The organism is Novosphingobium flavum (assembly GCF_014230315.1).
Classification (GTDB): domain Bacteria; phylum Pseudomonadota; class Alphaproteobacteria; order Sphingomonadales; family Sphingomonadaceae; genus Novosphingobium; species Novosphingobium flavum.
This window is the reverse complement of the sequence record NZ_JACLAW010000007.1, coordinates 80,244-101,856: the sequence shown is the minus strand read 5'-3', so window position 1 is coordinate 101,856 and position 21,613 is coordinate 80,244. Positions and strand designations below refer to the sequence as shown.

Below are 21,613 nucleotides of genomic sequence, written 5' to 3'. Positions count from 1 at the left end.
ACCAAAGCTTAATCGTGCGGAATAGGCGGGATAATGCGGAGGGGCGCAGGGTCGGGACCGGATGGGAGCAGGCGGAGTGAAATGCCATGACCATGAACCTTTCCCGCTCGCTGCTGGCGCTGATGGGCGCAGGCGCGGTGGCCGTCCTTGCGACGCCGGCCCTGGCCGACGAGGCCGTGCCGTTCTGCTCGGCCAAGGTGACCGACAACTGCATGCAGCGCCCGGCCGGGCACACGGCGGCGCACAAGAAGGCGATGCGGCACCACAAGGTGGCCAAGGCCGCGGCCAAGCACAAGGTGACCAAGCGCAAGGCCTGATGGCAAGGCGCTTGCCTTGGCCGCGCGCGGGCTTCAGGACGGCGGATCATGTGGTCCGCCGTCCCGCCCTGTTACCGCGCGCCCGAGATTGCCGCGCAGATTGCGCTGATCGCGGAGAGTCATGCGCGATTGCTGGGACGGCCGCTGGTCGGTCCCGGCGGCGATGTCGTGCGGGCGCTGTGGGAGGCCCCGATAGTGATCGTGGCGCACGGGACCGAGGCGGACCCGTTGTTCTTCTTCGGCAATGCGGCGGCGCTGGCGCGGTTTGCCTGTCCGGTGGAGCGGTTCGTGGGCTTGCCAAGCCGGTTTTCGGCCGAGGCGCCGCTGCGCGAGGAGCGGCAGGCGCTGCTGGAGCGGGTGAGCCGGGACGGGTTCATCGCTGATTATGCCGGGGTGCGGATCGCGGCGACGGGCGCGCGGTTCCGGATCGAGCAGGCCACGGTGTGGAACCTTGTCGACGCGGAGGGCACGGTGCGCGGGCAGGCGGCGGCCTTTGACCGCTGGACGGAGCTTTAGGCCCCGGCCTGCCAGTGGCGGATCGCCTCGACCGGCGAGACCAGCATCAGCACGTTGAGCGTCAGGTTGTCGCGGATCATGACGAGGGTGAACAGCTCGAAGCCAATCGCCAGCGCGATCGAGGCGCGGACCGGCAGGCGCGCGGCGAGGATGAAGCCGAGCGCCATGAAGCCGATGTCGGCCAGCGAATTGACCACGCTGTCGCCCGCGTAGCCCCACGAGATCGTGACCGCGCGGTAGCGGTTGATGATCACCGGCGAGTTTTCCAGCAATTCCCAGAAGCCCTCGAAGGCGACGGCAATCGGCAGCGCCCGGGCGGAAGGATTGCCGCCGAGCAGCTTCCAGCGCCGCCACAAAAGGTGCGCCGCGGCGTAGAACAGCAGGCCGTGGATGACGTGGCTGAACGAATACCAGTCGGCAATGTGCTGGCTGTTCTGGCTGGAGTGGACCACGCCCCACCACGGCTTGACCGTGCCGCAGCGGCAGATCGGCGCGCGGCCCATCAACAGTTCGGCCGCGCCGACCGCGAGTGCGATCAGGACGGCGAGCAGCCAGCCATTGCTGCCCGGAAGCAGGCTGCGGCGCGATCGATTCCGTGTGGCCCCCATGCTCCGCCCGGTACGCCATTGCCGGGCGACAAGTCCAGCGCATGCCTTGCGCTCGGCCCAAGGCGGTTTAAGGTGGCGGGCAATGCAACAGCGGGACGCAGACATTGCCGTGCTGGGGGGCGGTCTCAGCGGGGGCCTCATCGCGCTCGCGTTGGCGAAGCTGCGCCCGCAGGTCCGCGTCGTCCTGATCGAACAGGGTGCGGCGCTGGGCGGCAACCATGTCTGGTCGTTCTTCGCCTCGGACCTTTCGCCGGAAGGGGCGGCGCTGGTCGAGCCGATGGTGGCAGCGCGCTGGCCGGGCTATTCGGTGCGCTTTGCCGGGCATGAGCGGGAACTGGCCAGTGCATACCGCTCGATTACCAGCGCGCGGCTCGGCGCCGTGCTGCGCGAGGCCCTGCCCCCCGGCGCGATCCTGACCGGGGCTGCGGTGGCCGAAGCGGGCCCGGATTTCGTGCGGTTGGCCGATGGGCGCAAGCTGGCCGTGGGCGGGGTGATTGACGCGCGCGGCGCGGCGAGCCTGCCGCATCTCGTGGGCGGATGGCAGAAGTTCCTCGGGCAGATGGTGCGCACCGCGAGCCCGCACGGGCTGGCGCGGCCGATGGTGATGGATGCCAGCGTGGCCCAGATCGACGGGTTCCGCTTCGTCTATTCGCTGCCCTTCGCCGCCGACCGCGTGTTCATCGAGGATACCTATTACGCCGATGGACCGGCGCTCGACCTGCCCGCCCTGCGCGGGCGGATCGCGGCCTATGCCGAGGCGCAGGGCTGGGCGATCGCCGAAATCGAGAGCGAGGAGACCGGGGTCCTGCCGGTGGTCGCGGGCGGCGACTGGCGGGCTTTTCGCGCCGCGAGCGACCACGGCGTGGCTCTTGCGGGCGTGCGCGCCGCCCTGTTCCACCCCCTCACCTCCTATTCACTGCCGTTTGCCGTGCGCTTTGCCCTCGAAGTGGCGGCGACGGCGGACCTCGGCGGCGCGGGGCTGCTGGCCCTGTCGCGCGCCTCGGCCGAGCGGCACTGGCGCGAGGGACGCTTTTACCGGATGCTCTCGGCCATGTTGTTCGGCGCGGCCGCGCCCGATGAGCGCCACAGGGTGCTGGAGCGATTCTACCGGCTGGCCCCCGGCCTGATCGAACGGTTCTATGCGGGCAGGAGCACAATGACGGACAAGGCCCGCATCCTCACCGGCAGGCCGCCCGTGCCCCTCGGCGCGGCCCTGAGCGCGCTGACCGGGCAGGCCCCGCTGGCACGGCTGGAGCTGGCGGCATGAGCGGGGCACGGCGCGCCTGCGTGATCGGATCGGGCTTTGGCGGACTGGCGCTGGCGATCCGCCTGCAATCGGCGGGGATCGCGACCACCGTGATCGAGGCGCGCGACAAGCCGGGCGGGCGCGCCTATTTCTGGGAGCGGGACGGCTTTACCTTCGATGCCGGGCCGACTGTGATCACCGATCCGGCCTGTCTCGAGGAACTGTGGGCCCTGTCGGGGCGGCACATTTCCGAAGACGTCGAACTGATGCCGGTCATGCCGTTCTACCGGCTCAACTGGCCCGACGGGACCAATTTCGACTATTCCAACGACGACGGTGCCCTGCGCGCCGAGATCGGCCGCGTGGCCCCAGGAGACTGGGAGGGCTACCTTGCCTTCCTGCGCTATGCCGCCGGGGTCTACCAGGAAGGCTACGTCAAGCTGGGCTCGGTGCCGTTCCTCGACTTCGCGCAGATGGTCAAGGCGGCGCCCGCGCTGATCAAGCACCAAGCCTGGCGTTCGGTCTATTCGATCGTTTCCAGCTATGTGAAGAGCGAGAAGCTGCGCGAGGCGCTCTCGTTTCACACCCTGCTGGTGGGCGGCAACCCGATGACCACCAGCTCGATCTATGCCCTGATCCACAAGCTGGAGAAGGACGGCGGGGTCTGGTGGGCCAAGGGCGGGACCAACCGGCTGATCGCGGGCATGGTGCGCCTGTTCGAGCGGCTGGGCGGGACCATCCGCCTGCACGATCCGGTCACCGCGATCCACACCTTCGGCGACAGGGTGAGCGAGGTGGAATGCCAGAGCGGCTGGCGCGAGCGGTTCGAGGCCGTGGCCAGCAATGCCGACATCGTCCACACCTACCGCGACCTGCTGAAGGACACCCCGGCGGCGGCGGCGCACGGGCGCAAGCTGGCGGGCAAGCGCTTTTCGCCGAGCCTGTTCGTGGTCCATTTCGGGATCGAGGGGACATGGCCGGGAATTCCGCACCACATGATCCTGTTCGGCCCGCGCTACAAAGGGCTGCTCGACGACATCTACGGCCACGGCGTTCTGCCCCACGACTTCTCGATCTATCTCCACCACCCGAGCGTGACCGACCCGAGCGTGGCGCCGCCGGGCAAGAGCACGTTCTATGCGCTGATCCCGGTGGCGCACACCGGCAAGCTGACGATCGACTGGGAACAGGTCGGGCCGCTGCTGGAGAAGCGCATCCTCGACGAGGTGGGCCGGCGGCTGATCCCCGACATCCACGACCGGATCGTGACCAAGTTCCACTATGCCCCGCGCGATTTCACGCTCGACCTCAACGCCTATATGGGCAGCGCCTTCAGCCTTGAGCCGATCCTGACCCAGAGCGCGTGGTTTCGCGGGCACAACCGCGATGACCGGCTGCGCAACTTGTACCTCGTCGGCGCGGGCACGCATCCGGGCGCGGGCATCCCCGGCGTGGTGGGCAGCGCCAAGGCCACGGCCGGACTTATGCTGGAGGACCTGTCATGAAGCGGATTGCGGTCTATTGCGGATCGGCCACGCCCGAAGACCCGCGCTACATGGAACTGGCCGAGACCGTGGGGCGCACGCTCGCCGAGCGCGGGATCGGCGTGGTCTATGGCGGCGGGCGCAGGGGGCTGATGGGCGCGGTCGCCGCCGCCGCGCTGGAAGCGGGCGGCGAGGTGATCGGAGTGATCCCCGAGGCGCTGGCCGGGGCGGAGATCGCCAACCCGGACTGCTCGGTGCTGCAGGTGGTGCCCAACATGCACGCCCGCAAGCAGGCCTTCACCGACCTTTCCGACGGGTTCCTGACCCTGCCCGGCGGGGTGGGAACGATGGACGAGCTGTGGGAGGCGGTGAGCTGGTCTCAGCTGGGCTATCATGACAAGCCGGTGGGCCTGCTCAACGCCTATGGCTTCTTCGACCACCTGCTGGCCTTCAACCGCCACATGGTCGAGACCGGGTTCATCCGGCAATTGCACACCGGGATCATCATCGCCGAGCGCGAGCTGGACCTGCTGCTGACGCGGATGACGGCCTATGAGCCGCACGTGCCGATCTTTCGCATGAAGGCGACGGACCTCTAGTCCTTTTCAGCCATGCCATTCGACCGCCCTGCCCTTGTTGCCCAGGCCCGGGAGACGATCGCGCGCGGATCGAAGAGCTTCGCCGCGGCCTCGACCCTGTTCGGGCGGGAAACGCGCGAGCGGGTCTGGCTGCTCTATGCCTGGTGCCGGGCCTGCGATGACCTCGCCGATGCGCAGGACATGGGCGGCGCGCTGGGCGATCAGGCCGGGGCAGCGGAGCGGCTGGCCCGCATCCGCTCGCTGACCGCCATGGCGCTGGCCGGGGAGCCGAGCGGGGAGCCCAGTTTCGATGCCTTTGCCGTGGTGGCGGCCGAGTGCGGGATCACCGCGGAAATGGCCGAGGACGTGATCGCGGGCTTTGCGCTCGACGCGGCGGAGTGGACGCCGCGTAGTGAGGCCGACCTGCTCCAGTACTGCTTTCACGTGGCGGGCGCCGTGGGGGTGATGATGGCCGTGGTCATGGGCGTGGCAGCGAATGACGAGGACACGCTCGACCGGGCCTGCGACCTCGGCCTCGCGTTCCAGCTCGGCAATATCGCGCGCGACGTGGCCGAGGACGACCGGGCCGGGCGCTGCTACCTGCCGGCCGAGTGGCTGGCCGAGGCCGACATTCCCCCCGGCGAGCAGATGAAGCCGCCCTATCGCGAGGCACTGATGGGCGCGGCCGGGCGGCTGTGCCGGCTCGCGGAAGACTATGAGGCTTCGGCCCGGGTCGGCGCGGCGCGGCTGGGCTTTCGCGAGCGCTGGGCAGTGCTCGCCGCCGCCGGGATCTATGGCGCGATCGCGCGCAAGGTGGCGGCGCGTGGGGGCCATGCCTGGGACCGGCGGGTTTCGACCGGGAAATGGGAAAAGCTCGGCCACCTTGCGCGGGGGTGGTGGCAAGCCCTGCCCTGGCCGGAGCCGAAGGGCCCGAGGCCGCAGTGGCACCGGCGCGCGCTGGCGGCGCGGGCCCGTCAGGCTTCCGGGCGCGGGGTGCCGGCGGGATAGAGGCGGCGGAACAGGCGGCCCCGCTCGCTCCACAGGACCAGCGACAGGGCAATGACGCCGGCGAGGACCATGGCGGTGGACAGCGGCCGGGCCGTGCCGTCATAGGCCTGCCCGATCATCGCGGCGATGCCGCCCGCCAACACGTTGCGGATGAACATCTGGACCGAGCTGGCCGCTCCCGCCATCCGGGCGAAAGGCTGGAGCGCGATCGAGCTGAAATTGGCACCCGTAAAGCCGCCGCAGATCATCGTCAGCGTCATCAGCGGTACGAACTGCCACAGGGTCTCGTGCGGGCCGTGAGCGAGGATCCACTGTCCCACGGCAAAAACGATGTAGGCCAGCAGCGCCGTGTGGCCGACCCGGCGCGCACCGAACCGTTCCACGATCCGGGAATTGGTGAAGTTGGCCCCAGCGATGCACATCGCCATGCCGCCGAAGAAGATCGGGAAAGCCCGGCCCACCCCAAAATGCTCGCCCAGCAATTGCTGGCACGACTGCACGTAGCCCCACATCACTGCCATGGTCGCCGCGCCGGCAAGGACATAGCCGATCGAGGCGCGGGTGGTGGTGGCGGCGCGCAGGTTGTGCGTGATCGAGGAAACCGAGATCGGCTGGCGGTATTCGGGATGAAGCGTTTCAGGCAAGCGCAGGGCAAGCCAGGCGAACATCCCCGCGCCCAGCAGCGCCATCAGCCCAAAGATCCAGCGCCAGCCCGCGAAGAGCAGGATGAGCTGGCCGAGCGAGGGCGCCAGCATCGGCACGACGAGGAAGATCACCGCGATCAGCGATTGCAGGCTGGCCATGCGGTCCCCGTCGAACCGGTCGCGGATCACGGCGGGCGGGACCACCGCGAGGCCGGCGCAGAGAACGCCCTGGAGGAAGCGCAAGCCGGCCAAGACAGTGAAATCGTTGACCAGCGCGCAGGCCGCACAGATCACGACATAGGCAGCGATGCAGACGAGCAAGACCTTCTTGCGGCCATAGCGATCGGCAAGCATGCCGGGAATCAGCGAACCGAAGCCAACCCCGAACAGGTAGAGACCGACGATCAGCTGGCGCCGGTTGGGATCGGTGACGGCAAGATCGCGGGCAATGTCGGCCAGTCCCGGCAGCATGGAATCGACCGCAAGCGCCTGAAGCGCCTGGGTCAGCGCGAGCATGAAGACCAGCTCGCGCTGCCCGATCGGGAGCGGAAGGCGGTCTTTCCGGACGGATGCGACGGGAGTGGAGGCCATGGCCCCCAATGCCTTGTTGCGCCTGCGAAGACCAGCCCCGATGCTGCAACCTTTGCTTGGGGCCGAGCCAATCAGACTTTGCTATGGGCTACCTAGGATGGACGACAACGAGCCAGATGACGAGGCCCAGGGCCTGCGCAAGGTGATCCACGTCGACATGGATGCCTTCTTCGCCAGCGTCGAGCAGCGCGACGAGCCGGAGCTGCGCGGGCTGCCGGTGGCTGTGGGCGGATCGTCCGCGCGCGGGGTCGTGGCGGCGGCGAGCTACGAGGCGCGGCGGTTCGGGGTGCGTTCGGCCATGGCCTCGGCGCGGGCGATCCGGCTCTGCCCCGACCTGGTGTTCCGCAAGCCGCGCTTCGAGGTCTACCGCGAGGTTTCGCGCCAGATCCGGACGATCTTTCTCGACTATACCCCGCACGTCGAACCGCTCAGCCTCGACGAGGCCTATCTCGACGTGACCGACGATCTCAAGGGCATCGGGTCGGCCACCCGCATCGCCGAGCTGATCCGGGCGCGGATCAAGGCGGAGACCGGACTGACCGCGAGCGCGGGGGTGTCCTACAACAAGTTTCTCGCCAAGCTCGCCAGCGACCAGAACAAGCCCGACGGGCTCTGCGTGATCCGGCCCGGCGATGGAGCCCGGTTCGTGGCCGGCCTGCCGGTGGGGCGGTTCCACGGGGTCGGCCCGCGCGGGGCGGAGAAGATGGCGCGGCTCGGGATCGCAACCGGGGCGGACCTGAGGGAAAAGGACCTCGCCTTCCTGCGCGCCGCGTTCGGATCTTTTGGAGACTATCTCTACCGCGCGGCGCGGGGAATCGACCTCAGGCCGGTACGGGCCAACCGGCCGCGGAAATCGATCGGCGGTGAGCGGACGTTCCACCACGACATTTCCTCCGGCCCGGCCCTGCGCGAGACGCTGGACGGGATCGTGGAGATCGTGTGGGAACGGATCGCCGGAGCCGAGGCCAAAGGCCGGACGGTGACGCTCAAGCTGCGCCTGTCGGACTTCACCACCCTCACCCGCGCTCGCTCGCTGCCGCGCGCGGTGGCGGGCAAGGCCGAATTCGCCGCGCTCGGCCACGGCCTGCTGGACGAGGCCCTGCCCCTGCCCCAGCCGGTGCGGCTGATGGGGCTGACCCTGTCTTCGCTGGAAGGGCGCGAGAGAGCGGAGGTCAGGCCGCCGGACGGGCAGCTTTCGCTGCTGTGATCCAGCCGGGCAGTTCCCGCTTCACCCGGGGCGCGGTCTCTTCGGGCAGGTCCTCCGCCGCGAAGAAGCGCGCTTCGAGGACCTCGCGCCGGTCGGGGTGGGGTTCATCCGAACTGGTGCCCGCGACCAGCCAGGATTCGTGGGACGACAGGGCATCGCCGACCTGACCGACGAGGCAGGCCTCATCGAGCCGCAGGCCGACTTCCTCGAACATTTCGCGCACCGCGCCGATCACCGGATCTTCCCCCCGGCCAAGGCCGCCGCCCGGCAGCATCCATTGCCCCGAGCCATAGGAATGGCGGATCAGCAGGACCCGGCTATGCGGATCGAGCACCAGGACGCGGCAGCCCCGCACCCGGCTGCCGGCGAGCTTCCACCAACGCAGGCGGACCCAGTGCGCCAGACGCAGCGCCGCGATGTGCAGCGGCGCCGGAATCAGGCCAATGGTTATCCGGTTCAGGCGAAGCACGTGACCGGCTGGCTGCGCGCCGCCAGCAGACGCGCCACCGGCAGGTCGTGCGCGCCGAGCGAGGCCGCCTCGAACAGCGCGCGCTTGGAACCGCCCCGGATGACGAACAGCAGACCATCGGCATCGGTCAGGGCCGGGATGGTCAGCGAGAGCCGGTCGAACGGCGCCTCGGGCGGGAGCGGATCAGGGGTCAGCCGGATCACCGCGCGGCCCGCGTCAGCGCGCGGATCGGTGTTCGGGAAAAGCGAGGCAATGTGCCCGTCCTCACCCATGCCGAGCCAGACGAGGGCGAAACGGGGCGGCAGGGCCCCTTCCTCGAGCGCCACGATCCGCGCGCCGAGCGGTTCGAGCAGGGCGCGAATCCGGCCGACATTGCTGAAGGGGCTCGCTTCCTCGACGATCCGGTCATCCCCCGGCCAGACCGCCACGCGCGACCAGTCGATCGGGTGGCCCTGGAGCGCGGCGAGGATCGGGAACGGGGTCGAGCCGCCGGGCAGCGAGATCGCGATCCCCTCCGGCCCGGCCTTGTCGAGCGCGACGAGCAGGCGGTCTGCCAGCCAGTCGGCAATGGCGGCGTCGTTCGCGCCGTCGATGATTTCAATGGACATGGCAGCGGCATAGCACCGCCCCGGCCCGGCCGGAACGGTGCTGCATTGCTATGCGCGCCAAGGAGATCAGGCCACGGTCTGCTTGAGGAACCAGATGCGGCGTTCGCACTGGTCGGTCCAGTCGTCGCTCTGGCCTTCGGTGGCATTGTCGCCCGCTTCGCCGGCGGCGGCCTTGGCGGCACGCAGGGCGGCGAGGTAGGTTTCGTTGTCTCCGATCAGTTCCTTGACCATGGCCGCGGCATCGAGCCCGGTGCTGTCCTGATCGGCGACCTGCGACTTGCGGACAATCGCGCCGAGCGAGGTCAGGGTATCGGCCCCGTTCTTGCGGACACGCTCGGCGATCAGGTCGGTCAGGGCGAAGATCTCGGCGGCCTGCTCGTCGAACAGCAGGTGCAGGTCGCGGAAATTCGGGCCCTTGACGTGCCAGTGGAAATTCTTGGTCTTGATGTAGAGCGCGAAGGTGTCGGCCAGCAGAGTGTTGAGGCTTTCGACCAGTGCCTTCTTCGAATTGTCGCCCATTGCCTGAACCCTTTTCCTGTTCGGTTGCCCTTGAACCCGGCCCTTATACGCCCGGAAGAGAAATCGGGTTCCCCGGCAATTCCGCGCTTGCTGATCGCTTCACCCGATAAGTTGAGCAAGGCCGAGCCAGAGCCCGATCAGGACCAGCACGGTGCCGGCGAGGCGGCGCACGAGCCGGACCGGGCGGGCGGCGACGAGGTCGGGGCGCAGCCAGCCGGCACTGACCATGGCCATCGAGGCCATGCCGCCGCCGAGCGCGGCGGTGAGCGGCATGGCGGTGGCTACGGCGATGGCGAGGATCAGGAAACGGGCGCCGTCGGTGATCTGCTGGGCGGCGAGGACGACGAAGGCGGCGAAGAGCGAGCCGGTCGGCTCCTCCGGCTGGCGCGGCGCGCGCAGGACGAGGATCTCGAGCCCGGCGAGGACGAGGGCCATGGCGGCGAACAGGATGCGGGCGGCGGGGACCATGTCGGCGACCAGCCGCGTGGCGGCCCAGCCGGCGAAGGCCGTGGTGGCAGCGGCGGCGGCCAGCGCGGTGAGGAGCAGCAGCGGGCGCTGGCCCTGAACGCGGGTGACGCCGGCGACGAGCGACTGGTCGCGCGCACCGATTCCGCAGACGAGGACGGCGAGGAAGGCGAAGAGGAAGGCGCTCACGCGGCGGGTGTTAGCAGGGCCGGCGGGCGGGTGGAATCCGTTGTCGCCGCGCCTGACACATGGCCTTGCCTCGCCGACAGCGATGCCAGCCTGCGCTGGCATGACGAGATTGCGGGGTGGCTCAGAGCCTCGGCAGGGTGACCCCGCGCTGGCCCATGTATTTGCCGGCGCGGTCGGCATAGCTGGTCTCGCAAGGTTCGTTGCCAGCCAGGAACAGGAACTGGCAGGCGCCTTCGTTGGCGTAGATCTTGGCCGGGAGCGGGGTGGTGTTGGAGAATTCCAGCGTGACGTGGCCTTCCCAGCCCGGTTCGAGCGGGGTGACGTTCACGATGATGCCGCAGCGGGCATAGGTGCTCTTGCCGAGGCAGATCACCAGCACGTCGCGGGGCACGCGGAAATATTCGACCGTGCGGGCCAGCGCGAAGGAATTGGGCGGGATGACGCAGACGTCGGTCGTGCGGTCGACGAAGGAGTTGGCGGCGAAGTCCTTGGGATCGACCACGGCGCTGTCGACATTGGTGAAGATCTTGAACTCGGGCGCAACGCGGGCGTCGTAGCCATAGGACGAAAGGCCGTAGGAAATGCAGCCTTCGCGCCGCTGGCTCTCCACGAACGGTTCGATCATCCCTTCATTGAGGGCCTTTTCGCGGATCCACTTGTCTGAAAGAATCGCCATGGCGGGTTCATTCCCGATGGCTGTGGCCGGGGCAAGAGCACGCGGCAAGTTATACCCCCGGTATCGGCCCGTTCCCCCGGCCCGGTGCCGCAAGCCTTGGCCGGATGGCCAAGGCGTACCCATCAAACAGAGTGATATCCCCGGTACCATTCGACGAAGGCGGGGACGCCCTGCTCGATGGTGGTTGTGGGGGCATAGCCGAGGTCCGAGGCGATGGCTTCGATGTCGGCCTCGGTGCGGTGGACGTCTCCGGCCTGCATGGGCAGGAGGTCGAGGTCGGCCTTGCGCCCGGTGGCCTGCTCGATCAGGCCGATCACCTTCATCAGGTGTTCGCTGCGGTGATTGCCGATGTTGTAGAGGCGGTGCGGCTTGGTGCTGCCGCCCGCTTTCGCCGCGCCGTCGTCGGCCGGGGGATTGTCGAGGCTGCGGATCACGCCGTCGACGATGTCGTCGATGTAAGTGAAGTCGCGGTACATGTCGCCGTGGTTGAACACGGGCAGGCGCTCGCCGGCGAGGATCTTTCGGGTGAAGATCCACAGCATCATGTCGGGGCGGCCCCAGGGGCCATAGACGGTGAAGAACCTGAGGCCCGTGAGCGGGAGCCGGTAGAGGTGGGCGTAGGTCTCGCTCATCAGTTCGTCGGCGCGCTTGGTGGCGGCGTAGAGCGAGACGGGGTGATCGGTGCGGTCCTCCACCGCGAAAGGCAGCTTGGTGTTGCCGCCATAGACCGAGGAGGAGCTGGCATAGACCATATGGCCGACCTTCCGGTGGCGGGCGATCTCCAGCAGGTTGACGTGGCCGGCAAGGTTCGACTGGACGTAGGCGTGGGGGTTTTCGAGGGAGTAGCGCACACCCGCCTGGGCGCCGAGGTGGGCGATGGCGTCGAACTCGTGCCCGGCGAGCGCGGCGGTGAGCGCGGGATAGTCGGCAAAGTCCTGCTCGATGAAAGTGAAGCGCTCGCCCGCCTCCGCCGTCAGCAGGGCAAGGCGGTCGCGCTTCAGCGAGACCTGATAGTAGTCGTTGCAGTTGTCGATGCCGACCACGCTGTCACCGCGGGCGGCCAAGGCGCGGATCAGGCTGAAACCGATGAAGCCGGCGGCGCCGGTGACGAGGACTTTCATGCCGCTCCCTTAGCTTGCGGGGTTTGCGAGGGGGTTAAATTCCGGCGTACCACGCATAGTCCGACCGGTCCTCCCAGAAGCCGCCCTTGCCGCCGTAGAGCCCGGCGAGGCTGGCGCGGGCCTCGATCCGCATGACGTATTTGGCCTGCTTGTAGCCCAGCTGACGCTCGACCCGGAGGCGCAGGGGGGCGCCGTGGCCTGTCGGCAGGGGGCCGCCGTTCATGGTGTGGGCGAGGATCGTCTGCGGATGGAAGGCGTCGATCAGGTCGATCGATTCGTAATAGGGGGTGGGGCCGAAGCGGTCGGCGCAGTGGAACACGAGATAGCGCGCGGCGGGGAGCAGGCTGGCCATGCGCAGGACCGTGCCAAGCTGCGGCCCGGTCCAGCCGCCAATCGCGCTCCAGCCCTCGACGCAGTCGTGCCGGGTGATCTGGCTGCGCTGCGGCAGGGCTTTCAGCGCCTCCAGCGTGAGATCGAGCGGGCGCATGACGAGGCCGTCGACCCGCAGGGACCAGCGGGCGAAGTTTTCGGCGGCGTGGCGGTCCCACTCGGCGTTGCCGGCAGCGGTGGCATTGCCGTTGGAGCGGAAGTTGGGCGAGCGCTGGTTCTCAGCGAATTCGGGGGCGAGCGCGCCGCCGGTAAGCAGGCGCTGGCTGGCGCGGTGGGCATCTTCGGCGCTGATCAGCAGGCCACGCAAGGCGGGGTTGCCATTCAGCTTGTCGCAGCCGGCGAGAAGCAGCGAGCCGCCCGCGGCGATCAGACCCCGGCGGGAGATCGGCTCAGCCATGATCGCGATCCTTGGGCAGGCGATACCAGCCGGTGATCATCCCGCGCACCTCGTTCAGCGGCCCGGCAAGCAGGACCATGGCGATATGGACCACGAAGAAGAGGACGAGGCCGAGCGCGGCGAGGAAATGGAGCGAGCGCGCCGTCTGCCGGCCGCCGAACAGGTCGAGCAGGGCCGGGATCGCCGCGTTCATTCCCGGCGACATGGTGAGGCCGGTGAGGATGATCAGCGGGAGCAGGACGAACAGGACCGAGCCATAGGCCAGCTTCTGGAGGACGTTGTAGCGCAGGGCCGCCGCACCGGTGGGGAAGCGCAGGCGGGCATGTTGCTTGATGTCGCCCCAGATATGGGCCGGGGACCATTCGCCGCGGGTGATGTGGAGATCGCGGCGGATGTGGCCGTTAAGCAAGGACCAGAGGAGATAGGCCGCGAAGCCGAGCGCGAGGACCCAGGCGAAAGCGAGGTGCCAGAGCCGGGCATCGGCGAGGCTGTAGTTGGACGGCAAGGTCAGCCAGTAGGGAAAGGCGTGGAACTGCACGGCGCCGCCCGCGTCCCGGTAGCTGCCGAGCAGGCCGGTGGTGACGAAGACGGCATCGCCGATGCGCAGGATGCCTTCGTCGCCGCGATGAGTGACCTGCAGCCAGGAGTGATCGAAATTGGCGCCGTAGATCCCCCAGTAGAGCCGGGGATGGGCGTTGAAGATCATCAGCCCGCTTTTCAGCATGACGAAGAGGGTAATGACGTTGAGCCAGTGCCACAGCCGGGTGGACAGGCGGTGGCGGCGAACGAGGGCGCCGGGAGCCGGCTGCTGCGACGCGGGCTGTTGATCGGCCACGATATTCTCCCCGTTCGCGCAGGAGACTAGGCCGGTGTGCAAGTGCACGCAAGCGCGGCGCGGGGGTTACGCCACCCCCGCGCCGAATGGGGCATCAGCCCGGGAACGGGCCCGACCAGGCAAATTCGGCCACCGGCTTGCGCCCCGTGGGCACTTCGCGTTCGCGCAGGCCTTCGGGCAGGACCTCGGCCGGAGCCTGGCGGCCGATGGCGATCGCCGCCTCGATCCGGAAGCCTTCGGGCAGGTTGAGCACTTCGGCGGCGCGCTCGAAATCGACCCCGGTCATGCCGTGGGTGTGATAGCCCAGCGCGGTGGCCTGCAGGGCAAGGTTGGCCCAGGCGGCCCCGGTGTCGAACGAGTGGCTGTGGTTCGGATTGGCGCCCTTGTCGCTGCGCATCGCCTGGTCGGAGACCGCGAAGACCAGCACCGAGGCATCCTTGGCCCACGACTGGTTGAACGGCACCAGTGCCGACAGAAACGCTTCGAACTGCGCGCCGTCGGCGCGGTGGGCATAGGGGAACCGCCAAGGCTGGTAGTTGAAGGCCGAGGCGGCGAGCCCGGCGGCCTCGAAGATGACGTCGAGATCGGCCTGGGGCACGGCGCTGCCGTCAAAGGCGCGGGGCGACCAGCGATCGAAGATCACCGGCAGGACGCGGGTGTTGGCGATACGTTCGGACATGGGGGTACTCCTTGGGGGCTTTGGAGAGGGTTGGGGGGAGAGGGTTAGGGAAACAGGGGTTCAGGCGGCGTCGACCAGGACCAGTTCGGCGTCCTCGAGCGCGGTGACCTCGATCACCGGAAGGCCGGTGATGGCGACGCCGTCGCGGGCATTGGCCTCAACCTCCCCGACCTTGATCCGGCCGCTGGCGGGGACGAGATAGGCATGGCGTTCGGGCGTGGTTTCATAACGCACGGTGTCTCCGGCCTTGACCAGCGCCCCGAGGACGCGGGCATCAGCGTTGATCTGCAGCGCGTCATCCCCGGCAATGCCGGAAGCAAGGACGGTGAAAGCACCAGAACGATCATCCTTCGGAAACGGCCGGGTGCCCCAGCTGGGCGCATGGCCGCGCCGGTCGGGCATGATCCAGATCTGGAACAGGCGGGTTTCCTCGTCCTCCATGTTGTATTCGGCGTGCTGGATCCCGGTGCCGGCCGACATGACCTGGACATCGCCCGCCTCGGTCCGCCCGGAATTGCCGAGATTGTCGCGGTGCGAGATCGCGCCCTGGCGGATGTAGGTGATGATCTCCATGTCGCGGTGCGGATGCGGCGGGAAGCCGGACTTCGGCGCGATCACGTCATCATTCCAGACGCGCAGGGCGCCCCAGTGAGTCCGCTCCTGCTCGTAGTAGTCGGCGAAGGAGAAGTGGTGGTGCGCATCGAGCCAGCCGTGGTTGGCGGCACCGAGGGTGGAAAAGGGGCGCAGTTCGATCATCGTCTTTCTCCCCAGGCAGTCCGGCCCGGAACTCTCGTTCGTGGCCGCTGCGTGGCTAGTGGTTGAACGGGGAGATAGGGCTTGGCAGGCAATCGAAAAAGACGGATAAATTCGTCTCAAATGTTCAGGATATTAGAATGGCTGACGTTGCCCGCCCTACCCTCGACCAACTCGCGATCCTCCTTGCCGTGGCCGAACAAGGCTCGTTCAACGGCGCGGCGCGGCAGATGGGGCGCGCGGTCTCGGCTATCAGCTACGGCATTGCCGGGCTCGAGGCGCAGCTCGGCGTGCGCCTGTTCGACCGCGAAGGATCGCGCCGCCCGGTGCTGACCGAGGCGGGCAAGGCCGTGCTGACACACGCCCGCGCGATCGGCGACGGGGTGGACGACCTGATCGCCGGGGTGCGCGCCTACAACGAGGGGCTGGAGACCTGCCTTGGCCTGGCCATCGACGTGATGGTGCCGCAGCGGCAACTTTCGGGCCTGCTGCGCGATTTCGAACTGGCCTTTCCGACCGTGGACCTGACCCTGCATGTCGAAGGCCTCGGCGCGGTTGCCGGGCTGGTGCTGGACGGGCGGGCGCAACTGGCCGTGGCGGGGCCGGCGACTGCGGGTCAGCCGCTGCTCGAACTGCAGGCGCTGGGCGATCTGGAACTGGTCCCGGTGGCCGCGCCGGCCCATCCGCTGGCGCGGATGGAGCGGATCGAGCCCGGCATTGCCCGGCGCTACCGCCAGCTGGTGCTGACCGACCGCTCGAGCCTGACCGAGGGGCAGGACTTCGGCGTGTTCGCGGCGCGCACCTGGCGGCTGGGCGATCTCGGCGCGAAACATGCGCTGCTGCTGGAGGGGATCGGCTGGGGCAACATGCCGCGCCACATGGTGGAGGCCGACCTTGCCGCCGGGCGGCTGGTGATCTTGCCGGTTCCGGAAGGGCGCAGCACGGCCTATCCGATCTGGGCCGCCTGGCAGCGCGGCAGCCACCTTGGCCCGGCCGCACGCTGGATCCGCGATGAGCTTGGCGCCCGCTTTCACGCCCAATGCGGGCCAGGGGCGTAGATAAAGACCCGCCACTCCTCCCCGCGCGGGCGTTCAAATCGCGCGGGGAGGAGGGCTGGCGCGGCGGAGCGGCACGCGCCACCCCGCCGCCCTGCGCTCAGAGCTTGAGGCGGAAACCGACGGTGAAGTAACGGCCGAGCGTGTCATCCCCTTCGGGCAGGAACGGCTGGCTGGACGGCTGCGTCACCTGGCCCGAGTAATAGCTCGTCGGGAAGGCATTGAAGACGTTGCGCACGTTGAGGAACAGCTCGCCGTTGCCGAGGCGGTTGTCCTCGAACTTGTACGACAGGTTGAGCGTGGTGGTGCCGAGCGCGGGCAGCTTCGACTGCACCAGCTGGATCGCCGGATCGTAGTAGGCATTCAGCCCCGAGCGCCAGCGTTGCAGCCAGGTGAAGCTGATGTTGTCGGTCACGTCGAGCGAGGCGATGCCGGTGAGGCGCCACTTCGGCGAGGCCGAGAAGCGGTTGGTGCCGACGTTGAAGGCCCCGGCCATGGTCAGGACGCCGACCGGGCCCTGATCATAATCAAGCTGCGGCTGATAGGCCGCGAGCAGGCGCAGGTTGAGCGGGCGCTCGCCCAGCTTCGTATTGTAGTTCGCCTCGAAATCGATGCCCCAGGTTCGCTGGTTGGCGATGTTGAAGAACTGGCTCTCGGTGTTGAGGATCGGGTTGGTCGCCGGGTTGGTGTCGATCCAGTCCTTGCGGTTGACCACGATCGAGCAGATCGCCGGGGCGCCCTTGAGATCGGCGCAGTTGGCCAGCACGTTCTGGTTGAAGCCCTGGACGAGGAAGACCACGTCCTTGACCTTGATCCGGTAGTAATCGACCGACAGCGTCAGGCCCGGAATGAAGCCGGGGGTGAGCACGACGCCCGCAGTCAGTGTGTCGGCCAGTTCGGGCGTGAGGTTGGGGTTGGGCCGCTCGATGTTGCAGTTGTTGTTGTTGGTCGCCCCGGTCAGCTTGTCGACCGTGGTGGTCGCGCAGTTCTGCTTCACCGAGGAGAACATCTCGAACAGGTTGGGCGCGCGGATATCGCGCGAGCGGGTGGCGCGGATGCGGATGTCGTCGTTGATGTGCCAGTCGGCGCCCAGCTTCCAGGTCGTGACCTTGCCGCTGGTGCTGTAGTCGGTCAGGCGGACCGCGCCGGTGACCGAGAGGTCCTGGAACATCGGCTGGTCCCTGAGCAGCGGGACCTGCACTTCGAAAGCTCCTTCCTTGACCGTCTGCTTCGCGCCGGAGATCGCGCCGAACGAGTTGTTGAACCACTTGACCGTGGTCCCGGCGGTGCAGTTGTAGAGGATGCCGGCGCAATCGGGCGCCAGGTCGAGCGGATCGGCGTTGCTGGTCACGTCCCAGCGGATCTGGCGCCATTCGCCCGAGAGCGCCATCTTGACCGGGCCGGCCCAGGTCTCGAACGGCTGGCCGGTAACCGAGCCGCTGATCGTCTCCAGCCGGGTGACATGGCGGTTGAAGGTCGTTTCATAAAGCCAGGCCAAGGCCTGCGGGCTGGAATTCTGGATCCCGCCGAAGACATTGAGCGGGACGCAGCCGGCAAGGTTGGGATTGGCGGCATGGCCGGTATAGGCAACCGTGGCGCGGCAGGCGATCTGGCCGCTGGGCGTGCCGGTGGTAACCTGGCCGACATCGACCGCGTCGAGCGCGGCGGCGAACTTGTCGCGCCGGAAGTTGAAGAAGTCTTCCGAGTTGATGACCGACCTCGACTTGCCGCCGGTCAGGGTCCAGTTCAGCTTCTCGCCGATCTTCCCCTCGAACCCGGTGTGCGCCATCCAGGTCTCGGTCGTGTTCTGCGAGGTGGGCGCGTTGAGCAGCAGGATGCCCATGTTGAAGAAGCGGCCCGGGTTGCTGCGGAACAGGGTTCCGGCCGTGCCCTGCACGTTCCACAGGTAGGGATTGGCATAGGAGAAGCGCAGGGACGCGTTGCCGTTGAAGGCCGGGCTGCGGAACTGGTTGGAATTGACGAGGCGGCTGTAGGCCAGCTGGGCGAAGAAATGGATGTCCTCGGTCAGGTCGAAGTCGAAGCGGCCGAACGCCTGGTCGGCGCTGGAGGCATGCTTGATCGACGAGCTGGCGTAGTAGGCGCCGTCGCCCCCGCTCTGGACGTTGCCGGTGGCAATCGTGCCGGTCGGGTTGGACGTGGCATTATAGACGGTCAGGGCCGAGCTGAACGGGGCGAGCGAGCCGCCGACGATCGGCAGCAGGCCGTTGTTGAACGCAGCCAGCGTGGTCGGCGAGGTGAACTGCAGCCCGTTGAGCGCGGCAGAATCGGCCGAGGTGCCGACGCTGACGATACGGCCACCGAACGTCATGTTCGACTGGCGCATGTCGGGGATGTTGAAATAGGGATTGGCCGACGTGCCGGTCCCCGCGCCGCCGGTGTTGGCGGCATAGATCGCCCGGTCCAGCGAATCCCGGCGATCGACCACGCCGTGGTCCTTGAGGTGCTGGTACGAGAATTCGATATGGCCGCGATCGTCGGCAAAGCGGGTGCCGGCGGCAATGCCCACGTCCCAGGTCCGCGCGTCGCCATAGGTCGAGATGCCGTTGTTGGCCTGGAGCTTGACCCCGTTGAAATCGCGGTCGGTGACGAAGTTGATCACCCCGCTGACGCCGTCGGAGCCATAGACCGCCGAGACGCCGCCGGTCACCATGTCGACCCGCTTGAGCAGCAGCTGCGGCACGACCGCGGCATCGACCTGGGCCTGGTTGGAGTTGATCGTGGGCACCACGCGCTGGCCGTCCATCAGGATCAGGGTGCGCAGGTCGCCCATGTTGCGCAGCGAGAGATAGGCCGCCGCGCCGTTGCGCTGCCCCCCGCCCGGGCGGCTGCTGGTGCCCTGCGAGCCCATCATCGCCGGCATCAGCGCCAGCGCGTCGACCGCCGTGGTCGGCTGCAGCTTGAGGAACTGGTCGGCCGGCAGGACGGTCAGCGGGGTCGGACTGTTGGCATTGGTGCTGACGCGCGATCCAGTGACGACGATGTCCGCCGCGTCGACCGCCTCGGTCACTTCCTCGGCCGCCTGTGCGGCGGTCTGGGCCATGGCCGCGCCGGGCACGACAAGGCCAGTGGTCGCCAGCAAGGCGACCAGTGCAATCTGCTTCATGGAAAAAGCCCCTCTCCCTGAATTATGGGGCCGATTGTGCAGAAAGGGTCACAAGATTGTCAACAATGAAATTGTTACAATTTACGACAGCGTGAGCGTTTGTTTCAACGCGATAACACATATCGATTCAAAATTACCGATTGCGGCTTGAAACCAATCGCAAGATTACGTCGCAGCGAAATCGTCCGCGGCCAGACTACTGAAGGTCCACCCGAAGCTCGGCGAGGAAGCGGCGGCTGTGGGTATAGACGAAGGCGCCGTTGGCGGTGACATACCAGTTGTAGTCATTGAACAGGTTGGTGACCTGCGCCCGCAGCAGGGCCTTGGCCGGCCCCAGCGCGAAGCGGTAGCGCAGGCCGATGTCGAACACCTCCCGCGCCGGCACCATCAGCCGGTTGCTGGCATTGCCGATCCGCTTGGACAGGCTCTCTACCGCGATGTCGAATGACAGCGGGCTCTTGCCGCCATCCAGCCGCCAGTCGGCGCTGGCCACGCTGCGCCGTTTCCCGGAGGCGACCGGGCGCGGGCCGATCACGCCGCTGGCGACCAGCTCCCCGGTGATCTTCGCGTCGATCAGCACCGTGCCGAGCACCACGCTCAATCCGGGCAGGACCGAACCGGCGAGCGACATTTCCACGCCGCGGTTGGCCGACTGGCCCAGCTCACGGTAGATCGCCGCGCCGTCGAGATTGTAATAGGGCTTAGTGATCGAGAAGATCCCGGCGACGAGGCTGAGATCCCTGGTCACCGCGTAGCGCAGGCCAAGGTCGGTCTGGGCCGTGCGGATCGCCGGGGGCGCCGTGCCGCGGTTGGCGGCATTGGCCGGGGCGGCGGGCACTTCCTCGAAGCCGCGGACATGGCCGCCATAGACGGCGAGCTTGTCGGTCAGGTTGAGCGCGGCGGTGACACTGCCGGTCACCGGCCGGTCGCGCACGGTTACCGGCAGCGGGCTGGCAGCGAAGTGGATGGTCTTGCCGTAGCTCGAGCGGGACAGCGCGAGGTCGGCGGCAAAGCGCTGTCCCCGCGCGACCGACCAGCCGAGGCCGACCGTGGTCTGGTCGGACCTGTCGCTGTCATCCGGGCCGAAGGTGAAGGCGGGCGCCGGGCGCGGGTCGGGCGCGAACAGCGTGCTTGCGCCGAGCGAGACGCGCTGGGCGGCGCCGAAGCGGCGATCGGTCCGCTTGCCGCGCAGGCTGACGGTGAGGCGGTGGGCAAGACCGGCGGCGGCGAAAGTCCGCGCGAGGCGCAGTTCGCCCGACCAGGCCCGGTCGCGATTGGCGACGTCGGCGACGATCACCCGGTCCGCCGTGGTTCCGTCGGGCCGGGCGGCGAAGATGTCGATATAGGTCGCCGGGGTCTGCCGGTCGGTGCGGAACAGGCCAGCATCGACCCGCCAGTCGCCCAGCGGCAGGCGGGCGAGCGCACCGTAGGTCTGCAGCTTGACGTCGCGCCGGGTCCACGGCTGGCTGATGGTCAGGCGGCGGGGATAGCGGGGCGGCAGGAAATCGCCGGCAGGAAAGACCGAGGGCGCGGTCTCGTCGTTGAACATCCGGCTGTAGCCGTAGAAGGCGGCGACGCGGGCCCCGCTCCATGGCCGCCACGCCAGGCCCGCGGCGAAGATATCGGTCTTGTAGTCCCCGCCCTCGTGCCGGTTCTGGCGCTTGATCGTGGTCCCGGCATAGGCGCCGAGGCGTTCATCCAGCCTCAGCTGCCCGTCGAAATTGACCGCGAAGGAGCCGAACTGGCCGCGCTCGGCACTGACCATGGCCTGGGTGCGGCGCCCGTCGACGGTCAGGTCATAGTCGACGATCCCGGTCGGCGCGGGGAAGGCATAGCCCTGTGCCGTGATCCCGACCCGGACCTTGCTGCCCGAGGCCAGCCGGATCGGCAGTTCGGCTACCGGGGCGAAATAGATCCCCTCGATCCGGGCATTGCCGGCATCGACCGGGGAGAAGCCGCGCACATCCGCATTGGTGTAGAGCCCGACCCGCTCGTTGCCGACCGCGAGCCCGAAGGCATCGCGGGCGCTGGCCACGGCATTGTCGTTCACCCCCTGCGCCATGGCGGCGCCGGGCACGGCAAGGACAGCCCACGATAGAAGTCTGCGCATAGCCCCAACGCCCCTTCCGGTTGC

At 68.2% G+C, this 21,613-nt stretch carries 22 protein-coding genes; 8 read left to right on the top strand and 14 right to left on the bottom strand.

The annotated features are described in order from the left end of the window. Positions 1-86: 86 nt before the first annotated feature. Together H7F51_RS10330 and H7F51_RS10325 are read left to right on the top strand one after the other, a co-directional pair. A complete protein-coding gene (locus H7F51_RS10330) occupies positions 87-317 on the top strand; it encodes a hypothetical protein (RefSeq protein WP_185664228.1) in 231 nt (76 codons plus the stop codon). 48 nt (positions 318-365) lie between these two features. Next, positions 366-833, top strand: coding sequence for an MEKHLA domain-containing protein (locus H7F51_RS10325; protein WP_185664227.1), 468 nt, complete (start codon positions 366-368; stop codon positions 831-833). On the opposite strand, the gene H7F51_RS10320 is transcribed toward H7F51_RS10325, so the two are convergent. After that, positions 830-1,441: a DUF2585 domain-containing protein gene (locus H7F51_RS10320; protein WP_185664226.1), complete on the bottom strand. Its 612-nt coding sequence runs from the start codon at positions 1,439-1,441 to the stop codon at positions 830-832. The genes H7F51_RS10325 and H7F51_RS10320 overlap by 4 nt on opposite strands. An 82-nt stretch (positions 1,442-1,523) precedes the next feature. Between H7F51_RS10320 and crtY the strand changes: the two genes are divergently transcribed. The 4 genes from crtY to H7F51_RS10300 are packed head-to-tail and all read left to right on the top strand — an operon-like array spanning position 1,524 to position 5,757. Further along, the gene (gene crtY, locus H7F51_RS10315) at positions 1,524-2,708 is read left to right on the top strand and encodes a lycopene beta-cyclase CrtY (RefSeq protein WP_185664225.1); all 1,185 of its coding nucleotides are present in this window, start codon (positions 1,524-1,526) and stop codon (positions 2,706-2,708) included. Further along, positions 2,705-4,192, top strand: coding sequence for a phytoene desaturase (locus H7F51_RS10310; RefSeq protein WP_185664224.1), 1,488 nt, complete (start codon positions 2,705-2,707; stop codon positions 4,190-4,192). The genes crtY and H7F51_RS10310 overlap by 4 nt, the downstream gene beginning before the upstream one ends. Further along, a complete protein-coding gene (locus tag H7F51_RS10305) occupies positions 4,189-4,770 on the top strand; it encodes an LOG family protein (protein WP_185664223.1) in 582 nt (193 codons plus the stop codon). Before H7F51_RS10310 ends, H7F51_RS10305 begins: the two co-directional genes overlap by 4 nt. A 12-nt stretch (positions 4,771-4,782) precedes the next feature. Then, a complete protein-coding gene (locus H7F51_RS10300; protein WP_185664222.1) occupies positions 4,783-5,757 on the top strand; it encodes a phytoene/squalene synthase family protein in 975 nt (324 codons plus the stop codon). Here the strand turns inward: H7F51_RS10300 and H7F51_RS10295 are convergent. After that, entirely contained in the window at positions 5,724-6,992 is a 1,269-nt protein-coding gene (locus H7F51_RS10295) for a multidrug effflux MFS transporter (protein WP_185664221.1), read from the bottom strand. The two genes, H7F51_RS10300 and H7F51_RS10295, sit on opposite strands and share 34 nt — an antisense overlap. A 97-nt stretch (positions 6,993-7,089) precedes the next feature. Between H7F51_RS10295 and dinB the strand changes: the two genes are divergently transcribed. Further along, entirely contained in the window at positions 7,090-8,199 is a 1,110-nt protein-coding gene (gene dinB / locus H7F51_RS10290) for a DNA polymerase IV (protein WP_185664220.1), read from the top strand. Here dinB and H7F51_RS10285 read toward each other — a convergent pair. From H7F51_RS10285 to H7F51_RS10240, 10 genes are all read right to left on the bottom strand, one after another. Further along, positions 8,165-8,668, bottom strand: a complete 504-nt coding sequence (locus tag H7F51_RS10285; RefSeq protein WP_343061265.1) for an NUDIX domain-containing protein — start codon at positions 8,666-8,668, stop codon at positions 8,165-8,167. The two genes, dinB and H7F51_RS10285, sit on opposite strands and share 35 nt — an antisense overlap. After that, positions 8,656-9,276, bottom strand: a complete 621-nt coding sequence (locus H7F51_RS10280; RefSeq protein ID WP_185664219.1) for a 6-phosphogluconolactonase — start codon at positions 9,274-9,276, stop codon at positions 8,656-8,658. Before H7F51_RS10280 ends, H7F51_RS10285 begins: the two co-directional genes overlap by 13 nt. A 66-nt stretch (positions 9,277-9,342) precedes the next feature. Further along, complete coding sequence (locus tag H7F51_RS10275; RefSeq protein WP_185664218.1) at positions 9,343-9,795, bottom strand: Dps family protein; 453 nt, start codon at positions 9,793-9,795, stop codon at positions 9,343-9,345. 99 nt (positions 9,796-9,894) lie between these two features. Next, positions 9,895-10,449, bottom strand: coding sequence for a hypothetical protein (locus tag H7F51_RS18825; RefSeq protein WP_185664217.1), 555 nt, complete (start codon positions 10,447-10,449; stop codon positions 9,895-9,897). Between the two features lie 121 nt (positions 10,450-10,570). Continuing rightward, a complete protein-coding gene (gene dcd / locus H7F51_RS10265; protein WP_185664215.1) occupies positions 10,571-11,125 on the bottom strand; it encodes a dCTP deaminase in 555 nt (184 codons plus the stop codon). Positions 11,126-11,247: 122 nt separating this feature from the next. Then, positions 11,248-12,246, bottom strand: a complete 999-nt coding sequence (locus tag H7F51_RS10260; protein WP_185664213.1) for an NAD-dependent epimerase/dehydratase family protein — start codon at positions 12,244-12,246, stop codon at positions 11,248-11,250. A 34-nt stretch (positions 12,247-12,280) separates the two neighbouring features. Then, a complete protein-coding gene (locus H7F51_RS10255; RefSeq protein WP_185664210.1) occupies positions 12,281-13,033 on the bottom strand; it encodes a molybdopterin-dependent oxidoreductase in 753 nt (250 codons plus the stop codon). Next, positions 13,026-13,871, bottom strand: a complete 846-nt coding sequence (locus H7F51_RS10250; RefSeq protein ID WP_185664380.1) for a cytochrome b/b6 domain-containing protein — start codon at positions 13,869-13,871, stop codon at positions 13,026-13,028. Before H7F51_RS10250 ends, H7F51_RS10255 begins: the two co-directional genes overlap by 8 nt. 91 nt (positions 13,872-13,962) lie before the next feature. Next, positions 13,963-14,547, bottom strand: coding sequence for a nitroreductase family protein (locus H7F51_RS10245; RefSeq protein ID WP_185664208.1), 585 nt, complete (start codon positions 14,545-14,547; stop codon positions 13,963-13,965). Between the two features lie 60 nt (positions 14,548-14,607). Next, positions 14,608-15,303 carry a pirin family protein gene (locus tag H7F51_RS10240; RefSeq protein ID WP_185664206.1) on the bottom strand — a complete coding sequence of 232 codons (696 nt, stop codon included), beginning with the start codon at positions 15,301-15,303 and terminating at the stop codon, positions 14,608-14,610. 137 nt (positions 15,304-15,440) lie between these two features. Here H7F51_RS10240 and H7F51_RS10235 point away from each other — a divergent pair, with 137 nt between their 5' ends. Next, positions 15,441-16,358 (top strand): LysR family transcriptional regulator, encoded by a 918-nt coding sequence (locus H7F51_RS10235; RefSeq protein WP_185664204.1) that lies wholly within the window; start codon positions 15,441-15,443, stop codon positions 16,356-16,358. A gap of 97 nt (positions 16,359-16,455) precedes the next feature. Here the strand turns inward: H7F51_RS10235 and H7F51_RS10230 are convergent, their stop codons facing one another. Together H7F51_RS10230 and H7F51_RS10225 are read right to left on the bottom strand one after the other, a co-directional pair. Continuing rightward, complete coding sequence (locus H7F51_RS10230) at positions 16,456-19,479, bottom strand: TonB-dependent receptor domain-containing protein (RefSeq protein WP_185664202.1); 3,024 nt, start codon at positions 19,477-19,479, stop codon at positions 16,456-16,458. Positions 19,480-19,675: 196 nt separating this feature from the next. Beyond that, the gene (locus H7F51_RS10225) at positions 19,676-21,589 is read right to left on the bottom strand and encodes a porin family protein (protein WP_185664200.1); all 1,914 of its coding nucleotides are present in this window, start codon (positions 21,587-21,589) and stop codon (positions 19,676-19,678) included. Between the last annotated feature and the right edge of the window lie 24 nt (positions 21,590-21,613).